The 22,211-nt window shown below is 62.5% G+C and carries 24 protein-coding genes and 1 pseudogene; 18 read left to right on the top strand and 7 right to left on the bottom strand.

Annotated elements, in window-relative coordinates; translation table 11 throughout:
- Positions 1-147: 147 nt before the first annotated feature.
- On the top strand, positions 148-501 hold the full coding sequence (locus EN885_RS27735) for an ArsC family reductase (RefSeq protein WP_128243391.1): 354 nt from the start codon (positions 148-150) through the stop codon (positions 499-501).
- 24 nt (positions 502-525) lie between these two features.
- Here the strand turns inward: EN885_RS27735 and EN885_RS27730 are convergent, their stop codons facing one another.
- The 3 genes from EN885_RS27730 to EN885_RS27720 all read right to left on the bottom strand — a co-directional run bounded on the left by EN885_RS27730 (position 526) and on the right by EN885_RS27720 (position 3,280).
- On the bottom strand, positions 526-882 hold the full coding sequence (locus EN885_RS27730; protein ID WP_128243392.1) for a DUF488 domain-containing protein: 357 nt from the start codon (positions 880-882) through the stop codon (positions 526-528).
- Between the two features lie 44 nt (positions 883-926).
- Positions 927-2,183, bottom strand: coding sequence for an aminopeptidase (locus tag EN885_RS27725; RefSeq protein ID WP_128243393.1), 1,257 nt, complete (start codon positions 2,181-2,183; stop codon positions 927-929).
- 188 nt (positions 2,184-2,371) lie between these two features.
- Positions 2,372-3,280, bottom strand: a complete 909-nt coding sequence (locus EN885_RS27720; protein ID WP_128243394.1) for a LysR substrate-binding domain-containing protein — start codon at positions 3,278-3,280, stop codon at positions 2,372-2,374.
- A gap of 97 nt (positions 3,281-3,377) precedes the next feature.
- On the opposite strand from EN885_RS27720, the gene EN885_RS27715 reads away from it, so the two are divergent.
- The 3 genes from EN885_RS27715 (at position 3,378) to sbmA (ending at position 6,295) form a co-directional block, all read left to right on the top strand.
- The gene (locus EN885_RS27715; RefSeq protein WP_095483940.1) at positions 3,378-3,590 is read left to right on the top strand and encodes a hypothetical protein; all 213 of its coding nucleotides are present in this window, start codon (positions 3,378-3,380) and stop codon (positions 3,588-3,590) included.
- A 144-nt stretch (positions 3,591-3,734) separates the two neighbouring features.
- The gene (locus EN885_RS27710) at positions 3,735-4,895 is read left to right on the top strand and encodes a YbfB/YjiJ family MFS transporter (RefSeq protein WP_128243395.1); all 1,161 of its coding nucleotides are present in this window, start codon (positions 3,735-3,737) and stop codon (positions 4,893-4,895) included.
- 122 nt (positions 4,896-5,017) lie between these two features.
- Positions 5,018-6,295, top strand: a complete 1,278-nt coding sequence (gene sbmA, locus EN885_RS27705) for a peptide antibiotic transporter SbmA (RefSeq protein ID WP_128243396.1) — start codon at positions 5,018-5,020, stop codon at positions 6,293-6,295.
- A 27-nt stretch (positions 6,296-6,322) separates the two neighbouring features.
- On the opposite strand, the gene EN885_RS27700 is transcribed toward sbmA, so the two are convergent.
- A complete protein-coding gene (locus tag EN885_RS27700) occupies positions 6,323-7,327 on the bottom strand; it encodes a polysaccharide deacetylase family protein (protein ID WP_128243397.1) in 1,005 nt (334 codons plus the stop codon).
- Between the two features lie 193 nt (positions 7,328-7,520).
- Between EN885_RS27700 and EN885_RS27695 the strand changes: the two genes are divergently transcribed.
- Positions 7,521-8,186, top strand: coding sequence for a tetratricopeptide repeat protein (locus EN885_RS27695; RefSeq protein ID WP_127289757.1), 666 nt, complete (start codon positions 7,521-7,523; stop codon positions 8,184-8,186).
- A gap of 89 nt (positions 8,187-8,275) precedes the next feature.
- The gene (gene der / locus EN885_RS27690; protein ID WP_127289759.1) at positions 8,276-9,709 is read left to right on the top strand and encodes a ribosome biogenesis GTPase Der; all 1,434 of its coding nucleotides are present in this window, start codon (positions 8,276-8,278) and stop codon (positions 9,707-9,709) included.
- Between the two features lie 16 nt (positions 9,710-9,725).
- On the opposite strand, the pseudogene EN885_RS27685 reads toward der, so the two are convergent.
- A pseudogene (locus tag EN885_RS27685) lies at positions 9,726-9,968 on the bottom strand (LysR family transcriptional regulator); the annotation flags it as partial.
- On the opposite strand from EN885_RS27685, the gene EN885_RS27680 reads away from it, so the two are divergent.
- The 7 genes from EN885_RS27680 (at position 9,913) to EN885_RS27650 (ending at position 14,531) form a co-directional block, all read left to right on the top strand.
- Positions 9,913-10,164: a hypothetical protein gene (locus tag EN885_RS27680; RefSeq protein ID WP_245465528.1), complete on the top strand. Its 252-nt coding sequence runs from the start codon at positions 9,913-9,915 to the stop codon at positions 10,162-10,164. The pseudogene EN885_RS27685 and the gene EN885_RS27680 overlap by 56 nt on opposite strands.
- A 232-nt stretch (positions 10,165-10,396) precedes the next feature.
- Entirely contained in the window at positions 10,397-11,578 is a 1,182-nt protein-coding gene (locus EN885_RS27675; protein WP_095483945.1) for a cell wall hydrolase, read from the top strand.
- Positions 11,579-11,820: 242 nt separating this feature from the next.
- Complete coding sequence (locus tag EN885_RS27670) at positions 11,821-12,219, top strand: AtpZ/AtpI family protein (RefSeq protein ID WP_127205449.1); 399 nt, start codon at positions 11,821-11,823, stop codon at positions 12,217-12,219.
- A gap of 72 nt (positions 12,220-12,291) precedes the next feature.
- Positions 12,292-13,050 (top strand): F0F1 ATP synthase subunit A, encoded by a 759-nt coding sequence (locus EN885_RS27665; RefSeq protein ID WP_095483947.1) that lies wholly within the window; start codon positions 12,292-12,294, stop codon positions 13,048-13,050.
- Positions 13,051-13,128: 78 nt separating this feature from the next.
- On the top strand, positions 13,129-13,353 hold the full coding sequence (locus EN885_RS27660; protein WP_056103679.1) for a F0F1 ATP synthase subunit C: 225 nt from the start codon (positions 13,129-13,131) through the stop codon (positions 13,351-13,353).
- Between the two features lie 76 nt (positions 13,354-13,429).
- Positions 13,430-14,029 carry a F0F1 ATP synthase subunit B gene (locus EN885_RS27655; RefSeq protein ID WP_095483948.1) on the top strand — a complete coding sequence of 200 codons (600 nt, stop codon included), beginning with the start codon at positions 13,430-13,432 and terminating at the stop codon, positions 14,027-14,029.
- Between the two features lie 10 nt (positions 14,030-14,039).
- Positions 14,040-14,531: a F0F1 ATP synthase subunit B gene (locus tag EN885_RS27650; RefSeq protein ID WP_126103297.1), complete on the top strand. Its 492-nt coding sequence runs from the start codon at positions 14,040-14,042 to the stop codon at positions 14,529-14,531.
- A 239-nt stretch (positions 14,532-14,770) separates the two neighbouring features.
- Here EN885_RS27650 and EN885_RS27645 read toward each other — a convergent pair whose 3' ends face one another.
- Both EN885_RS27645 and EN885_RS27640 read right to left on the bottom strand, forming a co-directional pair.
- Positions 14,771-15,466, bottom strand: coding sequence for a ribonuclease HII (locus EN885_RS27645; protein WP_128243398.1), 696 nt, complete (start codon positions 15,464-15,466; stop codon positions 14,771-14,773).
- Between the two features lie 155 nt (positions 15,467-15,621).
- On the bottom strand, positions 15,622-16,776 hold the full coding sequence (locus tag EN885_RS27640; RefSeq protein WP_128243399.1) for a PA0069 family radical SAM protein: 1,155 nt from the start codon (positions 16,774-16,776) through the stop codon (positions 15,622-15,624).
- 151 nt (positions 16,777-16,927) lie between these two features.
- On the opposite strand from EN885_RS27640, the gene EN885_RS27635 reads away from it, so the two are divergent.
- The 5 genes from EN885_RS27635 (at position 16,928) to EN885_RS27615 (ending at position 22,158) form a co-directional block, all read left to right on the top strand.
- Positions 16,928-17,434 (top strand): glycosyltransferase, encoded by a 507-nt coding sequence (locus tag EN885_RS27635; RefSeq protein ID WP_095483952.1) that lies wholly within the window; start codon positions 16,928-16,930, stop codon positions 17,432-17,434.
- A 165-nt stretch (positions 17,435-17,599) separates the two neighbouring features.
- Complete coding sequence (locus EN885_RS27630) at positions 17,600-18,535, top strand: cyclase family protein (protein WP_128243400.1); 936 nt, start codon at positions 17,600-17,602, stop codon at positions 18,533-18,535.
- A 188-nt stretch (positions 18,536-18,723) separates the two neighbouring features.
- Entirely contained in the window at positions 18,724-19,551 is an 828-nt protein-coding gene (locus EN885_RS27625; protein WP_128335237.1) for an MBL fold metallo-hydrolase, read from the top strand.
- Between the two features lie 185 nt (positions 19,552-19,736).
- A complete protein-coding gene (locus EN885_RS27620; protein WP_128243402.1) occupies positions 19,737-20,519 on the top strand; it encodes a GntR family transcriptional regulator in 783 nt (260 codons plus the stop codon).
- A gap of 145 nt (positions 20,520-20,664) precedes the next feature.
- A complete protein-coding gene (locus EN885_RS27615; protein WP_128243403.1) occupies positions 20,665-22,158 on the top strand; it encodes an FGGY-family carbohydrate kinase in 1,494 nt (497 codons plus the stop codon).
- The last annotated feature ends 53 nt before the right edge of the window (positions 22,159-22,211 follow it).

The following is a 22,211-nucleotide window of genomic DNA, read 5'->3' as shown; positions in this document are numbered from 1 at the left end:
AGATGGTTCGGGAAAATACTTAGGAAAATTCCTTAGTATTGGCAAGCCCAAAAATTTGAAGATGCCGGCCTGGCCGCTGGCAAAGTCGCAAACGCGGTTTTAGGGTGCCGCCGGATTCGAACACAGACCAGTCCGAGGATCACAATCTTGACGATCACCATGTACGGCATCACCAATTGCGACACGATCAAGAAGGCCCGCACCTGGCTGGAACGCCATGACGTCGCCTACCGGTTTCACGACTACCGGGTCGAAGGGCTCCACGCGAAGCGGCTGGACGGCTGGTCCAGCAAGGTCGGCTGGGAAATCCTGCTCAACAAGGCGAGCACGACGTTTCGCGAACTGTCGGACAAGGACAAGCTGAGCCTCGACGAGAACAAAGCCAAGGCGCTGATGCTGGCCAAGCCGACGATGATCAAGCGGCCGGTGCTGGAGCTCGGCGATCGCATCCTCGTCGGCTTCAAGCCTGATGTTTACCAGCAGGCGGTGGTTGGGAAATAGACGCGGTGCAGCGTGCGCGCCGCCTCAACCCTTTAGACTGAGATAGTCAGCCAAAGCCACCGCATTATTGTGCAGCTCGTCTTGGGCGCCGTAGAGCAGCGTCACCCGGCCGTTGTCGAGCAGGGCGCGCAACTGGCCAACCGCGTCGCCGTTCCTGTCGAGCTCGCCGCGATATCGCTGCTGGAATTCCATCCAGCGTGTCGGCTCGTGGCCGAACCATTTGCGCAATTCATCGCTTGGCGCAATGGTCTTCAGCCATAGCGTCAGCTCGGCGTCTTCTTTGCGGACGCCGCGCGGCCATACGCGGTCTACGAGCACCCGCTGCCCATCGTTAGGCGAGGGCGGCTCATAGATGCGCTTGACCTTGATGTCGAGTTTCATCGTCAACTCCGGGGTTGACCGCCATGACGGCTGTTGGCGGCTCCTTACGCCCACTCGCCCTTGCGCATGACCGGCACGCGGCTGCCGTCCTTGCCGATGCCGTCGATGTCGATCTTGTCCGAACCGATCATCCAGTCGATATGGATGAAGCTCTTGTTGCCGCCGCGCGCCGCGATCTCGTCCTGGCTGAGCGAGGCGCCGTCGACAAAGCACTTCGAATAGCACTGTCCCAATGCGATGTGGCAGGCGGCGTTCTCGTCGAACAGAGTGTTGAAGAACAGCAGCCCGCTCGCCGAGATCGGCGAGGAATGCGGCACCAGCGCGACCTCGCCGAGACGGCGCGAGCCTTCATCGGTGTCGAGCACCTTCTTCAGCACGTCCTCTCCCTTCGAAGCCTTTGCCTCGACGATCCTGCCTTCCTCGAAACGCACCGAGATCTCATCGATCAACGTGCCTTGGTAGGACAGCGGCTTGGTGCTCGAAACATGGCCCTCGACGCGCCTGGCATGCGGTGTGGTGAAGACCTCCTCGGTCGGGATGTTCGGGTTGCAGGTGATGCCGTTCTTGGCGGTCGAGGCGCCGCCCATCCATTCATGGCCGTCGGCGAGACCGACGGTCAGATCGGTGCCGGGTCCGGTGAAATGCAGCGCGTGGAAATTATGGCCGTTCAGCCATGCGGTGCGGCCGCGCAGCGCGGCATTATGCGCTGTCCAATTGCCGATCGGGTCGTCGACATCGACCCGTGAGGCGGCAAAGATGGCGTCGGCGAGCTTGGCCACGGCGACGTCGTCGGTATCGCCCGGGAAAACCTGCTTAGCCCAGGCCTGATCAGGATAGGCGACGATGTTCCAGTTGATGTCGAAGCCGGTGATTTTTTCCAGCGCCGGCCGATAGGCCATCGAGTTCGCCTTGTTGGCGCGCGCCACTTTCGCCGGATCCTGCGCCGACAGCAGCGACGGATCCTCGCCGCGCACGGCGAGCCGCGCCGCATTGTTGGCGAAGGCCTTTGCCATGCCCTCATAGAGCCAGCCGGCGGCGTGGTCGAAGCCGGCATCGGCGCCATGGCGGAAGCGCGCCAGCGTCATCTCGTCGTCGTTGAAGATCGGCGTCACCAGGCCGGCGCCGGCCTTGTATGCATGCTCGACGATCCGCCGCGTTAAAGGCAGCGCTGCGATCGACGACGTCAGCACCAGATCCTGCCCCGGCTGCAATTGCAGCCCGACCTTGATGGCGACTTCGGCCAGCCTGTCGAGTTTCACCGGGTCGATCGTTGCGGAAACGCCGCGCGAATGTGTGGTCATGATCCTGCCTGTCGTGATGTGGTGTCTGGTTCCTACATAGATCGCCGTCGCTGCGCTTTCCACAGCGATTGCGACTACCACAGCGCCGCGCGTCCTGGCGGACGCGCAAAGGACGCTGTGGCACTTTGATCTTGCGCATGATCCTTTTCCAAAAATCGATTCCGATTTTTGGGGTCATGCGCCCAGGTTCAACCCACGCTGGCGAGCGACCCGAATTGCGCCATGGTCGCCGCTATCTCTTCGCGGATCCAGATCTTGAAATCCCTGACCTTGCGGCTTTCGGACTTGGCGGTCACCAGCCAGTAGCCCAACCCGCTCTCAGCGCGCACGCCGAACGGCGCGACCAGTCGGCCGTCGGTGAGAGCGTCAGCCGTCAGTAATTGCCAGGCGAGCATCACGCCATGGCCGGCAATCGCCGATTCCAGGCAAAGCATCGGGTCGGTGAAACGCGCACCCTTGAGAAAGGTGACAGGCTTCACCCCGGCCGCCTCGAACCAACTGTCCCAACTGATCATCGACCGCTCGTCGGTGATGGCGCAGGTCTGCGCCAGGTCTTGGATCGACTTCAGTCTGGCCGCGATCGACGGCGCGCAGACCGGAAACACCTCCTGCGCCAGTAGCAGTTCCGCGCGGACGCCCGGCCATTTGCCGTCGCCCATCCGGATGCCGATGTCGATGTCGGAATGGTCGAGATCGGCGATCCGGCCCGAGGCGTCGATGCGCAAAAGCACATTCGGATGCCGGGCGAAGTGCCGCGACAGCCTCGGCAGCAGCCACTTCGAGGCGAAGGCCGGCGCGACCGAAACCACCAGCGTGCATTCTGAGGTCTCGTCGGCGAGCGCCACGGCGTGCGCAAGCTCACGGAAACCTGCCCCAAGGCGCGCGGTGAAGACGGTGCCGAATTCGGTCAGCACCAGACCGCTCGCCGTTCGTTCGAACAGCGCCTGGCCGAGTTGCTCTTCTGTTCGTTTGACCTGCTGGCTGACGGCGCTCGCGGACACGTTGAGTTCGCTCGCCGCAGCCGAAAGCGATCCCAGACGGGCGACGGTTTCCACGGCGCGCAAGCCGTTGAGGTGGACGCGGTTCAGCATGACCATACAGTTTTTCTAAACCGCCGCGATTGAAATCTCAATTGAAACGCAGGGCTGATTGGCAGATTTTAGCGAAACAAGCAGACCACTGGAGGAAAATCCGATGAAGATTTTATCATTGCTCAGGGTCTTTTCCGCTGCCGGCGCGCGGCAAAGCCGGTCGCCTGAAAGCGAGACCACCCGATGGGTGATTGATCCGCTGTCGCATCCTGTGCTCGACACCATGTCGGAGCGCGAGCTCGGCGACGTGCCGTTCCGGCTGACGGCCCGGCGCACTGCCTACGAGACGGCTACCGTGCAAGCAGGTTGCGGTTGAAGCTTCTGAAACGGTAGCAGCGGGCGGTCGCCCTCAGCTGCCGGCACGTGCGGGCGGAGGCTGGATGCTGGCGGCTGCGGCAACCCGTTCTGGCCCAACACAAGCGGATTGTCTCACAGGCTCGTGCACCTATTGTGCACTGCAATGAAAGCCGTTTCGCCGTCTCCCTTGCGTCTCGCCTTTGCCGGCATGATTGGCTTGGCCGCTGCCATGGGCATCGGCCGCTTCGTCTACACGCCGATCCTGCCCGGCATGATGGAGGAACTTGGCCTGTCGCCGGCCGATGCCGGCTGGATCGCATCCGCTAACTATCTCGGCTATCTCATTGGTGCGCTTGCAGCCGTCGGCGGCTGGGCGCACGGTCGCGAGCGCCTGCTGATGCTGGCCGGTCTTGCCGCCACCGCGGTCCTCACCGGGCTGATGGGCTTGGCCGGCACTATGGCCGCCTTTCTCGTCATCCGCTTTCTTGCCGGTCTGGCCAGCGCCTTCGTCTTGGTCTTCATGTCCAGCATCGTTTTCGGCCATCTGGCCGCCGCCGGCCGAAACGACCTGCAGGCGCTGCATTTCGGCGGCGTCGGCCTCGGCATAGCGGCGTCCTCGGCGCTGATGGCGATCCTCGTGACGGAACATGCCGGCTGGGCAGCGGGCTGGTTTTGGTCCGCCGCGATCTCAGCCTCCGCCTTTGCGGTCGTGGCGCTGCTGGTCGGCAGCACTTCGACCGCCAACGGGGCCGATGGTCGCGAACCGGCGCTGCCGAAGGACCGCTCGCTGATGAAGATCATCGTCGCCTATGGCCTGTTCGGCTTCGGTTACATCGTGACGGCGACGTTTCTGATCGCCATTGTCCGGCAAGGTGGCGGCGGACGTGTGTTCGAAGCCGTGGTCTGGATGGTCACCGGCCTAGCCGGGATTCCTTCGATCTGGCTCTGGCAGAAGATCGCCGCAAGGATCGGCCTGTATGCGGCTTATGCCTTAGGGTGCCTAGTCGAGGTGGTCGGCGTCACCGCGAGCGTCGCCATGGGCGGACACGTTGGGCCGCTGCTCGGCGGGTTTCTGCTTGGCGGGACCTTCATCGCCATCACCGCGCTCGGCCTGCAGACCGGAAGACAGCTTGTCCCGCAAGCGCCACGCCGGATCTTGGCGTTGATGACGGCCTCTTTCGGCCTCGGTCAGATCGTCGGTCCGATCGTCGCCGGGCTGCTTGCGCAAGCCTCGGGCGACTTCTTCCTCGCATCGATCGTGGCCGCCGCCGTCCTGCTGATTTCTGGCGCGATCACCTGGTCGGCTGCTCCAAAATCGCCATGATTGTGGTCTTGCTCGGTGCCGGGCATCACGCACCGGCCATTTTCATTCCGATCGATGTGTGACCTTATGCCCGCTGAACAGCAACGCCGCTGATTTGCGCATCGACCGAGGATTTCCCCACCGTGTTCGTATCCTTCTTCCCGCAGCCGAAGTTGTTCTTCACCTCGGCGGCCCTCTGGAGTGCGGTCATGGTGGCCGTATGGTTTCTCGGTGGCGACCAGCTAGGCGCTTTGATCGGATTGCCTCCCCTCGCAGCGGACGCGCCGCCGATCATTGGCGTTTCGGTCTTCTGGTCTCCTCCATTCCTTTGGTTTTACATCTACTTTACCCTTGGTGTGCTGCTCTTTTACGCCTTTTGGCATTGGTATTCCCCGCACCCGTGGGACCGCTGGTCCATCCTGGGTTCCTCGCTGATCTTGTTCACGACCTATTTTCAGGTCCAGGTGAGCGTCGCGATCAATGCCTGGTACGGGCCGTTCTGGGATCTCATTCAAGCCATCCTCAGCAAAACTGTAACGGCCACAGAAGCTGATCTTTACGCGCAAGTATTGGCGTTCCTCGGCATCGCTCTCGTTGCGGTTACAGTTTTTGTCATTACGAACTTCTTCGTCAGCCATTGGGTGTTCCGCTGGCGTACTGCGATGAACAATTATTACATGTCGTATTGGCCAAAGCTGCGCCATATCGAAGGGGCTTCCCAGCGCGTGCAGGAAGACACGATGCGGTTTTCCCAAATCATGGAAGACCTTGGTACCAGCTTTGTCGATTCCATCATGACCCTGATCGCTTTCATGCCGATTTTGCTGGCTTACTCTAAGCACATCACTGTTTTGCCGTTCATTGGTCACGTTCCGCAGCCGCTGGTTGTGGCTGCGATCTTCTGGGCAATTTTCGGCACGGTCTGCATTGCCACCGCCGGCATAAAACTTCCCGGCCTGCAATTCAGAAACCAGCGCGTCGAAGCGGCCTACCGTAAGGAACTCGTCTACGGTGAGGACAATGCAGATCGGGCGCAGCCGCCGACAGTTGTGGAACTGTTTGGAAATGTGCGCAGAAACTATTTTCGCCTCTATTTCCACTACGTCTATTTCAATGTGGTCCGCTATCTCTATTTGCAGACCAACAACATCTTCGCCCTCTTTCTGATGGTGCCCTCGATCATCGCGGGAACGGTAACGCTGGGTCTCATCAACCAGGTCAGTTCAGCTTTCGGCCAGGTGACTAGCTCGTTCCAGTATCTCGTCAATTCATGGTCGACGATCGTCGAGCTTCTGTCGGTGCACAAGCGTCTACGCGCCTTTGAGGCAACGATCCACGGCGAACCGCTTCCGGACATCGACCAGCATTATCTGGAGCGTGAGCAAGCCGGCTTGCGCCCTGAAGATCAGCCGGTAAGCTAGGAGAGGCGGGCGGCGAGCGCTTCCGGCTCAGCCGCCCACCGACGCCTGCTTTTCGTGGCCGCGTTGGCGCGAAACATAGTCGCGATAGCTGATGCACTCGACATCGGGCCTGGTGCAGACCTCGCCGGCAAAGCGCTCCAGCGCATTCCAGTAGGCGCCGTCATTCATAAGCGTGAAATGAAAGCCGAGCTCCAGCGGAATGCGTTTTCCCTGGTATTGGGCGTCGAAGGCGGCGCGAAAGGCATCATAGGTCCGGTCGGCGAATTCGTCCGCCTTGCTCGGCCGCTCGAAGCCGCCGGAATGTCTGACATAGAGATTGTAGTCCATCGCGATAACCGGCCTTGAACGAGGCCCTTCCGGAATCTGCGGCAGCGAAAAGCGCATGATGCCATTGGCGGTCGTCGGCCGGACTGGGCCGCGCGAGACGCCGCTCGCGTCGAACAGGTAGCCCGCCCTTGGCAGCGCCTCGTAGAGCGCCTTGTTTGCAGACAGATAGGGCGCGCGAAAGCCGACCGCCTTGCGCGCGATTTCGCGCCAGCCCGCGGGTTCGGGGGCAATGCCGTTGATCGAATAGGCGCTTTCGAGAATGTGTGAGAAAGAGCCGAACTCGCTCAGCCAGTCGGCCTTGCTCCAGTCCTTGCCGTCGAAATGGCCGCAACCGTGGCTGCCGATGTCATGACCTTCCGAGGCGGCAAGGTTTATCTGCTCGAGCCGGTCAGCGACTTCCTGTTTCGAGGCGGCAAAGCCGATGTTGGATTTGCCTGCGGTCTTGCCGGGCGCCGTATATTCCTTGCGCGTTTTCGGCGAGAGCAGGAAGACGCAGGACACGAAATAGGTGAAATGGGCGCCGGTGCGGGCTGCCAGCGCCCGGCTGCGCTTCCACTGCGGAATATCGCGAGCGCTATCGAACGAGATGATGACGACCTGCTTCGGCTTTGTCGGCGCAGGCGCCGCGGGCGGATCGGCGACGGCAGTGCCCGCCGCAGCAAGCGACGCGATGGAAAACGCAACAATGCGGGACAAGCGAGGCATCGACATCTGATCTGGATTTGGGGAGGGTTCGAGCACCGGCTATCGGCGAAATGTGGCGCGGGTGCGGTCGCCATTTACGTCGCCTATCCGGCGATTAGCCGATTTTCCTGTCGAACCCCTTCCATGCGGACAGAATTTCGCTAAAACGCGGGCTCATGTACGCCCCGGCCGGGGCAGGAATGGTTTTTGATCCATGTCGGACGACAGTTTTATCCGCGAAGTCAACGAAGAGATGCGTCGCGATCAGGCGCATGCGCTATGGGACCGTTTTGGTCCTGCCTTGCTTGCGCTCGCGGTGCTGGTGGTGGTCGGCACCGCTGCCTTCGTCGGCTATCGCTATTGGGACGAGACCCGCGCCAATCGCTCGGGCGATGCCTTCTCGCAGGCGCTGAAGCTTGCCAATGAGGGCAAGAGCGACGAAGCGCTGACGGCCCTCGATGCGCTGGAAAAGGATGGCTACGGCGCCTATCCGCTGCTCGCCCGCATGCGCGCGGCAACCGTCAAGGCGGACAAGGGCGACGTCGCCGCCGCAGTCAAGGACTTCGACGAGGTCGCCGCCGACGCAGACATTCCATCGGGTCTTCGCGACATGGCGCGCCTCAGGGCAGCACTGCTGCTCGTTGACCACGGTTCCTTCGCCGATGTCTCCAGCCGCGTCGAGGCTCTCACCGCCGATACCAACACGCTGCGCCATACGGCGCGCGAGGCGCTCGGCCTTGCCGCCTGGAAGGAAGGCAAGGCGACGGACGCACTGAAACTGTTCGACCAGATCGCCTCGGATGACGGCGCCCCGCGCAACGCGCGCGAGCGGGCGACGTTGATGTCCGAGCTGATCCGCGGGTCGGGCAGCGCGTCGTAGTGCATGTTGCCCAAAAGCATGCCCTCGGGCTTGACCCAAGGGTGCGCAGCGGTTTTGGGGTCAACGACATGCACAATAGGTAGAGTCCGATGACATTCAAAGTCGCCATCATCGGCCGGCCTAACGTCGGCAAATCGACCCTTTTCAACCGTCTGGTGGGAAGGAAGCTGGCGCTTGTCGACGACACGCCGGGCGTCACCCGCGACCGTCGCGTCCACGCCGCCAAGCTCTACGATCTGCATTTTGATGTCATCGACACCGCCGGCTTCGAGGACGCTGCTGCTTCGACGCTGCCAGGCCGCATGCGCGCCCAGACCGAGATCGCCATACGCGAAGCCGACCTGATCTTTTTCACGATCGATGCCAAGTCCGGGCTGATGCCTGACGACAAGACCTTCGCCGAGATCGTGCGCAAATCCGGCAAGCCGGTTGTCGTCGTCGCCAACAAGGCCGAGGCGCGCGGCGCGCAGGGCGGCATGCTGGAGGCCTGGGAACTCGGCCTTGGCGAGCCCATCCCGGTCTCGGCCGAACACGGCCAGGGCCTGCCCGATTTGCGCGATGCGGTGATCGCAGCGCTTGGCGAGGCGCGCGCCTTCGGCGAAGAAGAAGGGGATGCGGACGAGGAGACCGCCGCCAGCGAGGTGCTGATCGGCGAGGACATCACCGATCCGGATGCCGAGCCGAGCTATGACGATACCAAGCCGATGCGCATCGCCGTCGTCGGCCGCCCGAACGCCGGCAAGTCGACGCTGATCAACGCGCTGATCGGCGAGGAGCGGCTCTTGACCGGGCCGGAAGCTGGCATCACCCGTGATTCCATCTCCGTCGACTGGGACTGGCATGGCCGCCGCCTGAAACTGTTCGACACCGCCGGCATGCGCCGCAAGGCCAGGATCCACGAAAAGCTGGAAGTCATGTCGGTGCAGGACGGCTTGCGCGCCATCCGCTTTGCCGAGATCGTCATCATCGTGCTCGACGCCACCATTCCCTTCGAGAAGCAGGATCTGCAGATTGCCGACCTGATCATCCGCGAGGGCCGCGCGCCGGTGATCGCCTTCAACAAATGGGACATGATCGACCACCCCCAGGAACTCCTGGCGGAACTGCGCGAGAAGACCGAGCGGCTGTTGCCGCAGGCGCGGGGCATGCAGGCAGTGCCGGTCTCGGCCGAGACTGGGCGCGGCCTCGACAAGTTGATGGATGCCGTCATCAAGACGCACAGAGTGTGGAACAGCCGCGTCTCGACCGGCAAGCTCAACCGCTGGCTGGAAGGCATCCTGGCGCATCATCCGCCGCCCGCCGTGGCGGGGCGCCGGCTGAAGATCAAATATGTCACGCAGGCCAAGACGCGCCCGCCGGGCTTCGTCGTCTCCTGCTCACGGCCGGACGCGATGCCGCAATCTTATGTCCGCTATCTCTCGAACAGCCTGCGCGAAGCCTTCGACATGCCTGGCGTGCCGATCCGCATCGCCTTGCGCACCTCGGAAAATCCGTTCGCCAGCAAGGCGAAAAAACGCCGCTGAGCGCCGCCGCGGGTCCTTAAACAGCGCTCCGATGACCGCTATGCGCTTGCGCGTTTTCGGGTAGCGATTCCAGCGCCGCCTGCAGCAGGATATCGGCAAGGCGTGCCGCCACCGGATCCGGCTCGGCCTCCTTGCGATGCAGGAACAGCGCCATCTCAGGCAGTGCGGGCAGCCCCAAAACCTCCGGCGTCATTGCCCTGACAGTGGACGGCAGACCGATATCGGTGCGGATCGTCAGTCCCAACCCGGCGGCGACGGCCGGCGCTAACCACGCTGGAACGGCGCTCGGCCTCGCCAACAGCCTCGTCTTCATTGCCTTCTTCCTGGTGCCGATCGCCATTCCGGGGCTTCTCGGCTTCTGGTCGTGGGCGGTCGTCTGGCTGGCTGCGGCTTTTTGCGCACTGATCGCCGGGCCGATCTTTCTTCGGCCCGAACATGGCCGCAAAAGCGCCTGACTTCAGATCGACAGGGAAGGTCGACAGGGAAAACACGATCCAACCTGTTAACGCACCATCAAGGTTAATGCATCATTGTGCCTCTCCAGTGGGGTCAGTTGCGTTTCTGGAGAGTTCCGTGCATCGACGTGTTTTGAAGCGGCTTGTCGCTGTCGCCGGTGAGAAGAAACGTTCACTCCTGTCTCCGTCCATTATTGGTCTGTGCAGTCGGGTCGGCTTTCCGAAGATCCCCATGCGCCGACGTGTCTCGACGCCGGTTGCCGCCGTCGGTGAGAAAAGACGTTCACTCCTGTCTCCTCTGGTCATTGGGCTTGGCATCTGGGTCGGTTTTCCCAATGTCATTGCCTACCAGGACATGACGAGCCTGGTTTCCGGCCTCAAGGCGCCGAACGCCCGCTGGAACGCCTATGTCGAGAAATCCGTCGCCGGATCGGTCCATGCCGCCGAAATGCCTTTCCTCGATTCCGACAGCACCGGCTCGATCTCGGGTTCCGGCGTCCAGTTGCCCGGCATCGGCGCTGTGTCGTTTCGCGGCAAGGGCAGCGTGGCCAGCACGACGCCCGACGAGGACCGCGTCGTGCGAGCCGCCAAGAAGGGCCGCATCATCATGGTCTCGCCGGTCGCGCCGCCGAAGAATTTCAACGCCGGCTCGATTTTCAAACGCACTTCCTCTCTTCTTCGCCCAAGCATGGACAGCAGCCTGAAGATGGCTTTCGCCAAGCCAGAGATCAAAGGCAAGGAGATCCAGATCGCCGCCGCGTTCCACGCGCGCGTCGACAAGAAACCGGATCCGGGCGTGCCGGCCATGCTTGCCGCACTGGTCAACAACGATCACCCCGACGTCCTGGCGACGGCCTACGCCTCGGCCGCGCCCGACTATGCGCAAGCGTCGCCCTTCGAGGCCTTGCTGCAGGACGAAAAACCCAACGATGGCCGCTTCATTCCGCCGGTGGCCAAGGGCGATCATTCGTGGATGCAAACGCCGCTGCCGGCGAGCGTCTTCTCCAAGCCGGAACAGACTTGCCTGGCCAACGGCATCTATTTCGAGGCGCGCGGTGAATCCGTGCGCGGCCAGGCTGCCGTCGCCCAGGTCATCCTCAATCGCGTTCGCAATCCGGCCTATCCGAACTCGATCTGCGGCGTCGTCTACCAGAACGACAAATGGTTCAACCGTTGCCAGTTTTCCTTCGCCTGCGACGGCAGGAAGAAGCGCATCCAGAGCCCCGCCCACTACAAGACCGCGCAGGATGTCGCCATGGCGGTCACTGCCGGCAAGATCTTCATCCCGGAAGTGGGATCATCGACCCATTACTACGCCAACTACGTCAACCCGGGTTGGGCGCGAACGATGAAAAAAATGACCAAGATCGGCCTGCACATCTTCTACCGCACCTATGGCGGCGGCTGGAGCTGAGCGCTCCGGCAAGGCCCCCGGCGCGGTCGATCGAAGACCCGTCGCCGGAGGGATTCGGTCGCGGCATGCCAACGACGGTATCGGGCACGATGTCGCACCCTGGCAAATCATTGATTTCAATAGGGAAAATACTTGGGGTTGAAGTTCCGCCCGTGGCTTGACGGGCGCGGACCCTCTAACTATGTTGCCGGCGACTTAAGAGCGGACGGACGGTGACGATCTGACCGGGCAAGGGGGTTGCGATGGCCGACGAGAATGGGCCAGACGGAACCGGAGAAACCGGCCGCGGCAAACAGCGTCAAGCCGACATCCGCGACGACGATCTTGAGCGCCGCCGGCGCGACCTTGAAGCATCGCTTGCGACAAGGCGGCCGAACCGGCTCGAGGGGAAAGACGACGCGAAAGCGGGCAGTGCGGCCGGATATGGCCAGGCGCTCAAGCTGTCCAGCGAGTTCATCGCCGGGATAGTGGTTGGCGCAGGTCTTGGCTGGATCATCGACCGTGTGGCGGGGACATCGCCATGGGGTCTGATCGTTTTTTTGCTGCTGGGTTTTGGCGCCGGCGTGCTCAACGTCCTGCGTTCCGCAGGGCTTATGGCGGAATTCGGACAGGGCGACAAAACGCGCGATCCGAAAGAATGAACTTGAGGCGCCGCTTGCCGGCGCAGTGAACAAAGACACTCAGGCCGCGTGCGGCTTTGATGGGGAATTAAAGTGGCTGCTGACAAGGTCGATCCGATCCACCAGTTCCATATCAACAAGCTGATTCCGATCGAGATCGGCGGCTACGACCTGTCCTTCACCAATTCGGCTCTTTTCATGGTCGCGACCGTTGCCGTTGCGTCGGCGTTCCTCTATCTCACCACCTCGAGCCGCAGCCTCGTTCCCGGCCGTCTTCAGTCGGTCTCGGAAATGGCCTACGAATTCGTCGGCAACATGCTGAGGGACGCAGCCGGAACGCAGGGCATGAAGTTCTTCCCCCTCGTGTTTTCGCTGTTCATGTTCGTGCTCGTTGCCAATCTGCTCGGTCTTTTCCCATATTTCTTCACCGTCACCAGCCACATCATCGTCACCTTCGGCCTCGCCGCGCTGGTGATCGGAACGGTCGTCGTCTACGGCTTCATGAAGCACGGCCTTGGTTTCCTGAAATTGTTCGTGCCGCATGGCGTGCCGGTCTACCTGCTGCCGCTGGTGGTGCTGATCGAGGTGATTTCCTTCGTCTCGCGCCCGGTCAGCCTCTCGGTGCGTCTGTTCGCCAATATGCTGGCGGGCCACATCACGCTGAAGGTGTTCTCGGGCTTCGTGGTGAGCTTGAGCGCGCTTGGCACGCTCGGCATTGCCGGATCGGTCCTGCCGCTGGCGATGGCCGTGGCGCTGACGGCGCTGGAACTGCTGGTCGCCTTCCTGCAGGCCTATGTCTTTGCCGTGCTGACTTGCATGTATCTGAACGATGCCCTGCATCCCGGGCACTGACCCAGGCTGGCCAAGAGTTTCCGGCATTGCTGCCGGATGGAATCGCAACGGAATTTTAGATCCAAAGGAGTTGAACAAATGGAAGCAGAAGCAGCAAAGTACATCGGCGCCGGCATCGCATGCCTCGGCATGGGTGGCGCCGGTATCGGCCTTGGCAACATCTTCGGCAGCTATCTGGCGGGCGCGCTGCGCAACCCGTCGGCCGCGGATGGCCAGTTCGGCCGTCTGATCTTCGGCTTCGCCGTGACGGAAGCGCTGGGCATCTTCTCCCTTCTCATCGCGCTTCTGGCTCTGTTCGGCTGAGCCCCTGTTCGGCTAACATTGGGAATTGGACGGGCCGGCCGCAATCAGCGGCGGGCCTGATATCAGGGAATAGTCCATGTTCGTGACATCTGCCTTTGCGCAAGAGTCCGCGCCCGCCGTCGAAGGCGGCCATACCGGCACGGAAGGCGAAACGCATTCCGGCACCGGCGTGCCTGCCGAGGCGCACGGCATGTTCCCGCCATTCGATCCGGCGACATTCCCGTCGCAGCTTCTGTGGCTGGCGATCACCTTTGGGCTGTTCTATCTGTTCCTCAAGAAGGTGGTGATGCCGCGTGTCGGCGGCATCATCGATGTCCGCAACGACCGCATCACCCAGGACCTCGACCATGCCGCCAGGCTGAAGGGCGAGGCCGATGCCGCCGTTGCCGCCTATGAGCAGGAACTGGCGGAAGCCAAGACCAAGGCCAATGCGATCGGGCAGCAGGCCAACGATGCCGCCAAGATGGAAGCCGAGGCCGCCCGCAAGAAGGTCGAGGCTGCCCTCGACAAAAAACTTGGCGAGGCCGAGGCCCGCATTTCGTCCATCAAGGCCAATGCCATGAAGGAAGTCGGCACGATCGCCGAGGACACCGCTTCGGCCATCGTCGAGGCGCTTGTCGGCGGCAAGGCCAGCAAGGCCGAGATCGCAGCAGCCGTCAAATCCGTGGCCCGGTGAGGAGCGCATCATGGACGCCACATCACTCGCGACGCTTTGGGCCACTGTTGCCCTCGTCATTTTCCTGGCCATTGCCGTCTACATCAAGGTGCCGGGGCTGATCGCCAAGGCGCTCGATGCCCGCGCCGACAAGATCAGCAACGAGCTTGAGGACGCGCGCCGGCTGCGCGAGGAGGCCCAGCAACTGCTCGGCCAATACCAGCGCAAGCGCAAGGAAGCCGAGCAGGAGGCCGCCGACATCGTCGCCGCCGCCAAGCGCGAGGCCGACATGCTAGCCGCCGAGGCGCATCAGAAGACCGAGGACTATGTCGCCCGGCGCACCGCGCTTGCCGAATTGAAGATCGGTCAGGCCGAGCGCGAGGCGATCGGTGAGGTGCGCGCCAGTGCCGTCGATATCGCCGTCGAAGCCGCACGCACGCTGCTCGCCGGCAAGATCGACGCCAAGGCCGGCGCCGACCTGTTCAAGGCCTCGCTTCAGGATGTTAAGTCCAAGCTGAATTAAGCGATTTCATCGAGAAATTCATCGAAAGCCGCCTGGGAAACCTGGCGGCTTTTTTTGTGCGGGCGGGCGAGCGCGTAATCTCCCTCCTTGAGGGGGAGATGGCCGGCAGGCCAGAGGGGGTAGCCGCGCGTGAAGCGCCAGCCTTCTCTTCGCCCCAGATGGCGTCGCGCCAGCTGAAGCGACCCCCTCTGTCGCCTTCGGCGACATCTCCCCCTCAAGGGGGGAGATTTGGCGCTGCTTCAATCCAGGCCGGCAAGGCCCTCTTCGTCGAGCACTTCGGTGCCGCCAAGCCGGAACGGTGCGAAGGACGCGCGGTGCAGCCGCGCCACCGGTCCATGCACCTCGATCGCCGTCCGGTGGCGGACGGTGGCATAGCCCATATGGACCTCGAAACCGTATTGCGCGTGATGGCTGCCGCAGCCGCACATCATGCGGTCGCGCATCACCTTGGCGACGATCGAGGCGGCGGCGATCGACTGCGAGCGCTGGTCGCCCTTGATCAGCGCTCTGCCTTCGCATGGCAGCCCGGGCGGCACGTCGCGGCCGTCGGCCAGGGCCAGTTTTGGCTGCACCGAGAGCCCGACCAATGCGCGACGCATCGCCTCGAGGCTGGCCTTGAGAATATTGCTGCCATCGATGCCTTCCGCGCTGACCGAAGCCATCGACACGCCAAGAGCGGAGCCGAGAATTTTCAGGAACAGCGCTTCGCGCTGTAGATGGCCGAGGCGCTTGGAATCATCGAGGCCATCGGGAATGTTGGCGGGATCGAGCACCACCGCTGCCGCGACGACCGGCCCGGCGAGCGGGCCGCGGCCAGCCTCGTCCATTCCCGCGACCGGCCACAGGCCTTCGGCCATCGCCTTCGTCTCGAAGGAGAAATCGGGTCTCTCGACGATTTCGAAGAGAAGCGGAGAATCAGAGCGCGCGCGAGCCATGTTGCGGCGAGGTTCGCATTGGCTCCGATTCTCCGCAAGCCCCTCCGGGTCGGGCGGGGCACCGGACCTAGAGGGCACCGTCTGCAAGCCCGGGGACAAGACAGGCCGGACGGGATCTCTTTATGTGCCGCCGGCGCCGGCGGCACATGATGTCTTCACAGCAACATCAGTTGCTCGGTTGCCTTGGCCGCGACGACGAACTGATCGGTCCTGAGCGACCGCCGCTCGGCGTTGAGCCCCAGCCTTTTGGCTGATATCTCGAAGCGCCGGCCGATCTGCCAGGCATAGGGACCGGCGCCTTTCATGCGCTTGCCCCAATCCGAATCGTAATCCTTGCCGTCGCGCATCGAACGGATCAGCGACATGACGTGACGGTAGCGGTCCGGATAATGGCGCAGCAGCCAATCCTTGAAGATCGGCGCGACTTCCAGCGGCAGGCGCAGCACGACATAGCCGGCCTCGCGCGCTCCTGCTGCACGTGCCGAATCGAGGATGCGTTCCATCTCCTGATCGGTCAGGCCGGGGATGATCGGAGCGACCATGACCGAGGTCGGAATGCCGGCATCCGAAAGTTGCCAGATCGCCTCCAGCCGCTTGGTCGGCGTCGACGCGCGTGGCTCCATCGTTCTGGCCAACATCCGGTCCAATGTCGTCACCGACAGCGCCACCTTGGCCAGCCCGCGTTCGGCCATGCGCGACAGAATGTCGATGTCGCGCGTCACCAGCGCGGATTTGGTGACGATGCCGACCGGGTGGCCGCGCGCCTCCAGCACTTCGAGGATCTCGCGCATGATCCGGTACTGCTTCTCGATCGGTTGGTAGGGATCGGTGTTGGTGCCGATGGCAATGGTGCGCGGCTGATAGCCGTCCTTGGACAGTTCCTTGTCGAGCAGCCGCGCCGCATCCGGCTTGGCGAACAGCTTCGATTCGAAATCCAGCCCTGGCGACAGGCCCATGAAGCTGTGCGTCGGCCGGGCAAAGCAATAGACGCAGCCATGCTCGCAGCCGCGATAGGGGTTGATCGAGCGGTCGAAGGAAATGTCGGGCGACTCGTTACGGGTGATGATGGTGCGCGGCTTCTCGACCTGCACCTCGGTCTTGAAGGGCGGCAGTTCCTCCAGCGAATTCCAGCCATCGTCGAACACATGCCGGCTGACCGGCTCGAACCGGCCGGACGGGTTGATGCCGGCGGAACGGCCGCGATTGCGGTCGGGGCGGACGCGGACGCCACTCTGCTCGATCATTGCATTGGCCATCTCGGCTCTTCCGGCGCCGAAGGCGGCAATGTCGGCACGTACGATCTGTTCCATCTTCGCCCTCTCCCAGGGACTGTCGGCTGGCTGTCGATTCGCTCTGTTCATGAAAATAATCCTATTTTGCCGATGAGAACAAATCAAGAACTTTTTTATGACGCGACGCAAAAACTGGCGTCGCGTTCGGCTTTCCGCTATTCGGCTAACGATGCTCAGCGTTCTCATCCAGACCCTGAATGACGAAGAGAGACTTGCCCGCACGCTCGCCTCGCTGATCGGCGGCGCGGTCGAGGGCGTGGTGCGCGATGTCGTCGTCTGCGACGGCGGCTCGACCGACCAGACGCACCGCGTTGCTGAACATGCCGGCTGCCTTTTTGTGGCGAGCGGCGGCGTTGCTGCCGGTATCAGGCAGGCAAAGGGCGACTGGCTGCTGCTGCTGGAGCCGGGCGCGCGGCTGGCGGAAGGCTGGATCGACGAGGTGGCCGCCCACACGGCCAGGCAAACCATGCCGGCGCGGTTCTCGAGGGCGCGCGGCAGCCGCGTGCCGTTCCTGTCGCGGGTCTTTTCGGGAAACCGGGCACTGGCCGAAGGGCTGGTGATCAGCAAGCGTCAGGCCGCGGCCTTGTCGAAAAACGCCCGCAGCGCCGAAGCCATCGCGCGCGGCCTTGCGACCAAGCGGCTCGACGCCGAGATCTGGGTGGCGCCGGCGAAATGAGGGGCCTTCCTCTGCCGTAGCTTGCTGGGTTAGGCGGCGCGCAAGCCGTGGGCGGAAAGCGGCTTGGTGGAAGCCGTATTGCAGCTACCCTCCTGGGAGGAATGCATACGCTTGTCGCCGTGCGGGAAACTCGCGATACTTGGCAACATTTCGGGGAGATTGCAGATGAATGTATCTAAATTCGTTCGTATCGCCTTGCTGGCAGCAGCTTGGTCAGTGCCGGCGATCGCGTCGGCGCAGGAGTCGTCCCTTTGGTCGGTTTATGAGAACACGCTCAAATCGGCCAAGTACATCGATCTGACCCATGCCTTCGAGCCGGTGCAGCCTGTATGGCCGGGCTTCGCCAATGCCAAGTTCAAACCGACTGTCGCCGGTCGGGACATCGAGGGCTACGTCAAGGCCGGCGAAGAGTTCACTTACGACAAGCATGGGTTCGTCGCGACCGCCTACGAGCTGACGACGGACCAATATGGCACGCAGCTCGATCCGCCCTCCCACTGGAACCCACTCGGTGCAACGATCAGCGACCTGCCGGCCACTTATGCCGTGCGGCCGCTCGTCGTGATCGACATCAGCGGCAAGGTGCAGACTGACGAAGGCTATCACCTTCAGGTCGCCGACATCGAAGAGTGGGAAAAGGAGCACGGCCGCATACCGGAAGGTTCGGTCGTCTTCGTGCGTTCGGATTGGTACAAGAAATGGTCCGATGCCGCCCGCTTCAACCAGAAGCCGTTTCCAGGCGTCAGTTTGGACGCGCTGAAGTTCCTGCATCTGGAGCGGAAGATTCTGTTTCATGGCCATGAGCCGCTCGACACCGACACCACGCCCAATCTCGAAGGCGAACATTGGCTGCTGCACAACGATTTCACCCAGGCAGAAGGCGTTGCAAACCTCGACAAGGTGCCGGAGGCCGGGGCGTTGGTTACAATCGGCTTTGCCAAGCCGCTCGGCGGGTCAGGCGGATATGCGCGTTACATCGCAATTGCACCCGCCGATTGGACGGAGGGTGTTTCGGTCACCGAAGCGCCTGGTGCGCCGCTTTCCCGGCAAACCGCGCCGCTCAAGCGCGACGAGAACGGCGTCTTCCGCCCGACGCCCTGATCGCTGGCGATATCCGGGCGGCCGGGCCATGGCGCGTCCCATTTCACGCGATTGTCGCGCAAGTCGCGACAATCGGTTCAGACGTTCAGCCCCTCCGGCGCTCGCGAAAACGTGACTTTCCCGGCGATAGCCATCGTAATCGTTAGCGCTATCGTGGCGTGGCGCCAGTTCTGCCACGGGAGGCAGCCATGCTCCGCCTATCTGCCGCCGTTCTGCTGATCCTGGCTTTCTGGCCGCTCACCGCTTCGGCCCAGGAACAGCCGCCGCCGTCGAGATGCGTTGCGATCGCGCAAGCGCTGCCGTCGGCCACCTATGCCAGCTTCACAGCGCCAAAGGCGCAGACGCCTATGCTGGCCGAGGCCTTCGTCGACGGCGACGTTACGATCACCTATGCCGGCCATTCGACCTACATCATCGAGACACCCGCCGGCGTCAGGATCGCCACCGACTTTTCCGGCGTCTACGGCGCTGACCCGCTGCCGCGCGTGGTGACCATGAACAAGGCCCACCGCACCCATTATTCGGACCATCCGGATCCCGCCATCGAATATGTGCTGCGCGGTTGGAATCCGGACGGCGGTCCGGCGCGCCACGCTCTTGTCGTGGATGACGTCTACATCCGCAACGTGCCGACGGATATCCGCAATGGCGGCGATCTCGGCAAGGACGGCAACTCCATCTTCATCTTCGAAGTGGCGGGGGTCTGCATCGGCCATCTCGGCCATCTGCACCACCGGCTGGAGGACGCGCATTATGGCGCCATTGGCCGGCTCGACGTCCTTATGGTGCCTATCGACGGCGGCATGACGCTGTCGCTCGACCGGATGACCGAAATCACCGCGCGGCTCTATTCGTCGATGATCCTGCCGATGCATCGCCATTCGACCCCGATCAGTGAGTTCACAGGCAGGATGGGTGACGATTTCGCGGTGGAATTCCTCTCCGGCCGGTCGCTGACGGTCTCGCTGAAGACGCTGCCCGACCGGCCGACGATCATCATCCTCGAAGGGGTCTGATCGCTTCGTCCCGATCTTCTCCGCCGTGCGCAACCTCTTCTTTCCACTCGCTCAAAACACTCGCTGTCGTTTGGCTTCAGGGGGCAGAGTTAGCTGCCCCTCCACTCTGCGGGCCGATGGGACTAACGAGGGCAGCTTCCGGACGTGCCACTCTGGTTGTTGCGGTCATCGCGGAAATTGGTATCATGTTGGTATTGTCGCTATGGGTCCCAGGCGTGACATTCCTCGAATTTTTTGCTGCTGCGCAGAGCAATGGAAGTGATGCGCCGGTCTATAGGCGCCTGCAGGCAGCCCTAGTCGACGCGATCGCCTCGGGCACCTTGAAACCGGGCGCCGTTCTTCCGCCCGAACGTGAGCTTGCCCTTGAACTTGGCATTTCGCGGGTTACCGTGCGTAGAGCGATGGCTGAACTTGTCCGCCAAGGTCTGATTATCCAGCGACATGGCAGCGGAACGTATGTTTCGGGGACGCGCGAGCGCGTCGTGCAAAGCTTGAGCCGACTTTATTCCTTCTCCGAAGACATGACGTCGCGCGGACGGTCGCCAGGTACGCTGTGGCTGGAGCGCGACCTTAGCGTGGCGAATGCCGATGAGGCGCGCCGGCTCGAAATGCCCAATGGCGGGTCTGTCGTTCGGATGTGCCGGCTGCGGCTGGCGGATAAAGAGCCCATTGCGTTGGAAACCTCATTGATTCCGGCTGCTATCCTGCCCGACCCGAAGCAGATCGAAGACTCCCTCTACCGGACATTGCGCGATCTTGGTCATGTTCCGGTCAAGGCCGTTCAGCGTTTCTCGGCGATCAACCTCGACGAAAAGAGCGCCCGCCTTCTCAACGCACCGACGGGCGCTGCAGCGCTCGACATCTACCGGATAACCCGGAGGGAGGATGGCGTCGTCGTTGAATCCAGTCGGTCGATTTTTCGCGGCGACGCCTACGATTTCGTTGCTGAGCTCGGGCTGGGCAGATGAAATATGGTAGCTGCCAGGCGATCCCGGCGCCATCAGCAAACTCTTTCGTGAGACAAGTGCGCACTGATGTTGGGCACGATTGAATCGGCACCGAGGTGACGGTGCATCAGCCAGCATTGCGTGCCATCAGAGATAAGACCAATTCATGACCAGTTATTTCCTTGGCATCGACGCGGGCTCGTCAGTAACCAAAGTCGCGGTATTCGACGAAAAAGGCCAACAGCTCGGCATGGGATTTCGTCGCATCCGTTTGCAAAGACCCTATCCGGGTTGGTCGGAACTCGATCCTGTCCTTGCATGGAACGCGGTGAGCGAGGCGATCCGTGCAGCTCTCGCCAACGCCGGTATCGTGGGAAACGATATTGCCGCCGTGGGTCTGTCGGCGGCCATGGTAGGGGCATGGCTGGTCGATGATACCGGCAGTGCCTTGCGTCCCGGTATCGTTTGGGAAGACAGCCGGGCGCAGGATTTGCTGGAACGGCGGGCGGCCGACGTGCCGGATTTCTATCAAAGGGTCTTCCAATCCGATGGTTGCGTATTACAGCAGGGGTGCACGTTGCCGCTACTTGCTTGGCTGCGAACGTATGAGCCAGATGTGCTGGACAGGGCGGCACATGTCTTCGGCTATAAGGATTTCCTGCGCCTGAAAGTGACCGGACGGGTAGCCACCGATCGCACGGAAGCTGCAGTGGCGCCAGGCAGCGCGCGGCAGCGCGACCATAGCCCCGAAATGCTTGCATTGTTCGACGTCGCCGACCTGGCGCACAAACTGCCGCCAGCAGCAGATTCCGAAACCATAGGCGGCTTCGTCACGGCCACGGCAGCAACTGCTACCGGCCTGAGGGAAGGCACGCCGGTGGCGATCGGCGCTGGCGATGTCCCGGCGACGGTCATTGGCGCCAGCGCACTCGAAAGCGGGATGGCGATGGCCGTTCTCGGTACGACCTGCATGGTCGGCATCGTCTCCGATCAGCCCGTGTTCACGCCACCCAATTTGGGCCTGCTTTTTACCCTGCCCGGCGAGAACTGGTTTCGCGCGATGGTCAACGTGGCCGGCACGCTCAACCTTGACTGGGCTATCGAAACGCTGTTGCCCGACCTAGCCGGGGAACCCAATCTCTACGCGCGGATGGAGGCGATGATCGCCCCGCTACCTATCGGCAATGAGGGCGTGACCTATTTGCCATATCTCAGCGAGAGCGGCATCATTGCGCCGGTGGTTGACCACGAGGCGCGTGCCGGTTTTTACGGTCTCGCACCCCGACACGGGCGGCCTCACATGATCCGGGCCGTCTATGAGGGCGTGACGCTGGCGATGCGCGATCTGTACCAAGGTCTGGAAGGCACCGGCGACAAAATCCTGCTGACCGGCGGCGGAGCGCGCAGCCTGATGTGGACCCAAATGATCGCCGACGCGCTCGGCATCACTGTTCTCGTCCCGGCCGGGACCGAATTTGGTGCCAGGGGAGCAGCTCTCCTCGCGGCGACAGCCATTGGACGGTTCGGTTCGATCCGCGAAGCGTCGAAGGCGACCCGGCAGATACAGCGCCGCCATGAGCCGGACGGTTCCGTGAAGCCGGCCTGGGACCGCGCCTTCGCTAATTATCGCGCCCGCCGCGACAGCAGCTTGCGCAGATAGCCGGAAAAGCTCTACAAAGTTGTTTCAGGTGGTACATACCACGAGAAATTCTG

The organism is Mesorhizobium sp. M6A.T.Cr.TU.014.01.1.1 (genome assembly GCF_004022765.1).
Lineage (GTDB): Bacteria > Pseudomonadota > Alphaproteobacteria > Rhizobiales > Rhizobiaceae > Mesorhizobium > Mesorhizobium mediterraneum.
Note: the sequence above shows the minus strand (reverse complement) of the source record. Positions and strands in the feature narration are given on the sequence as shown.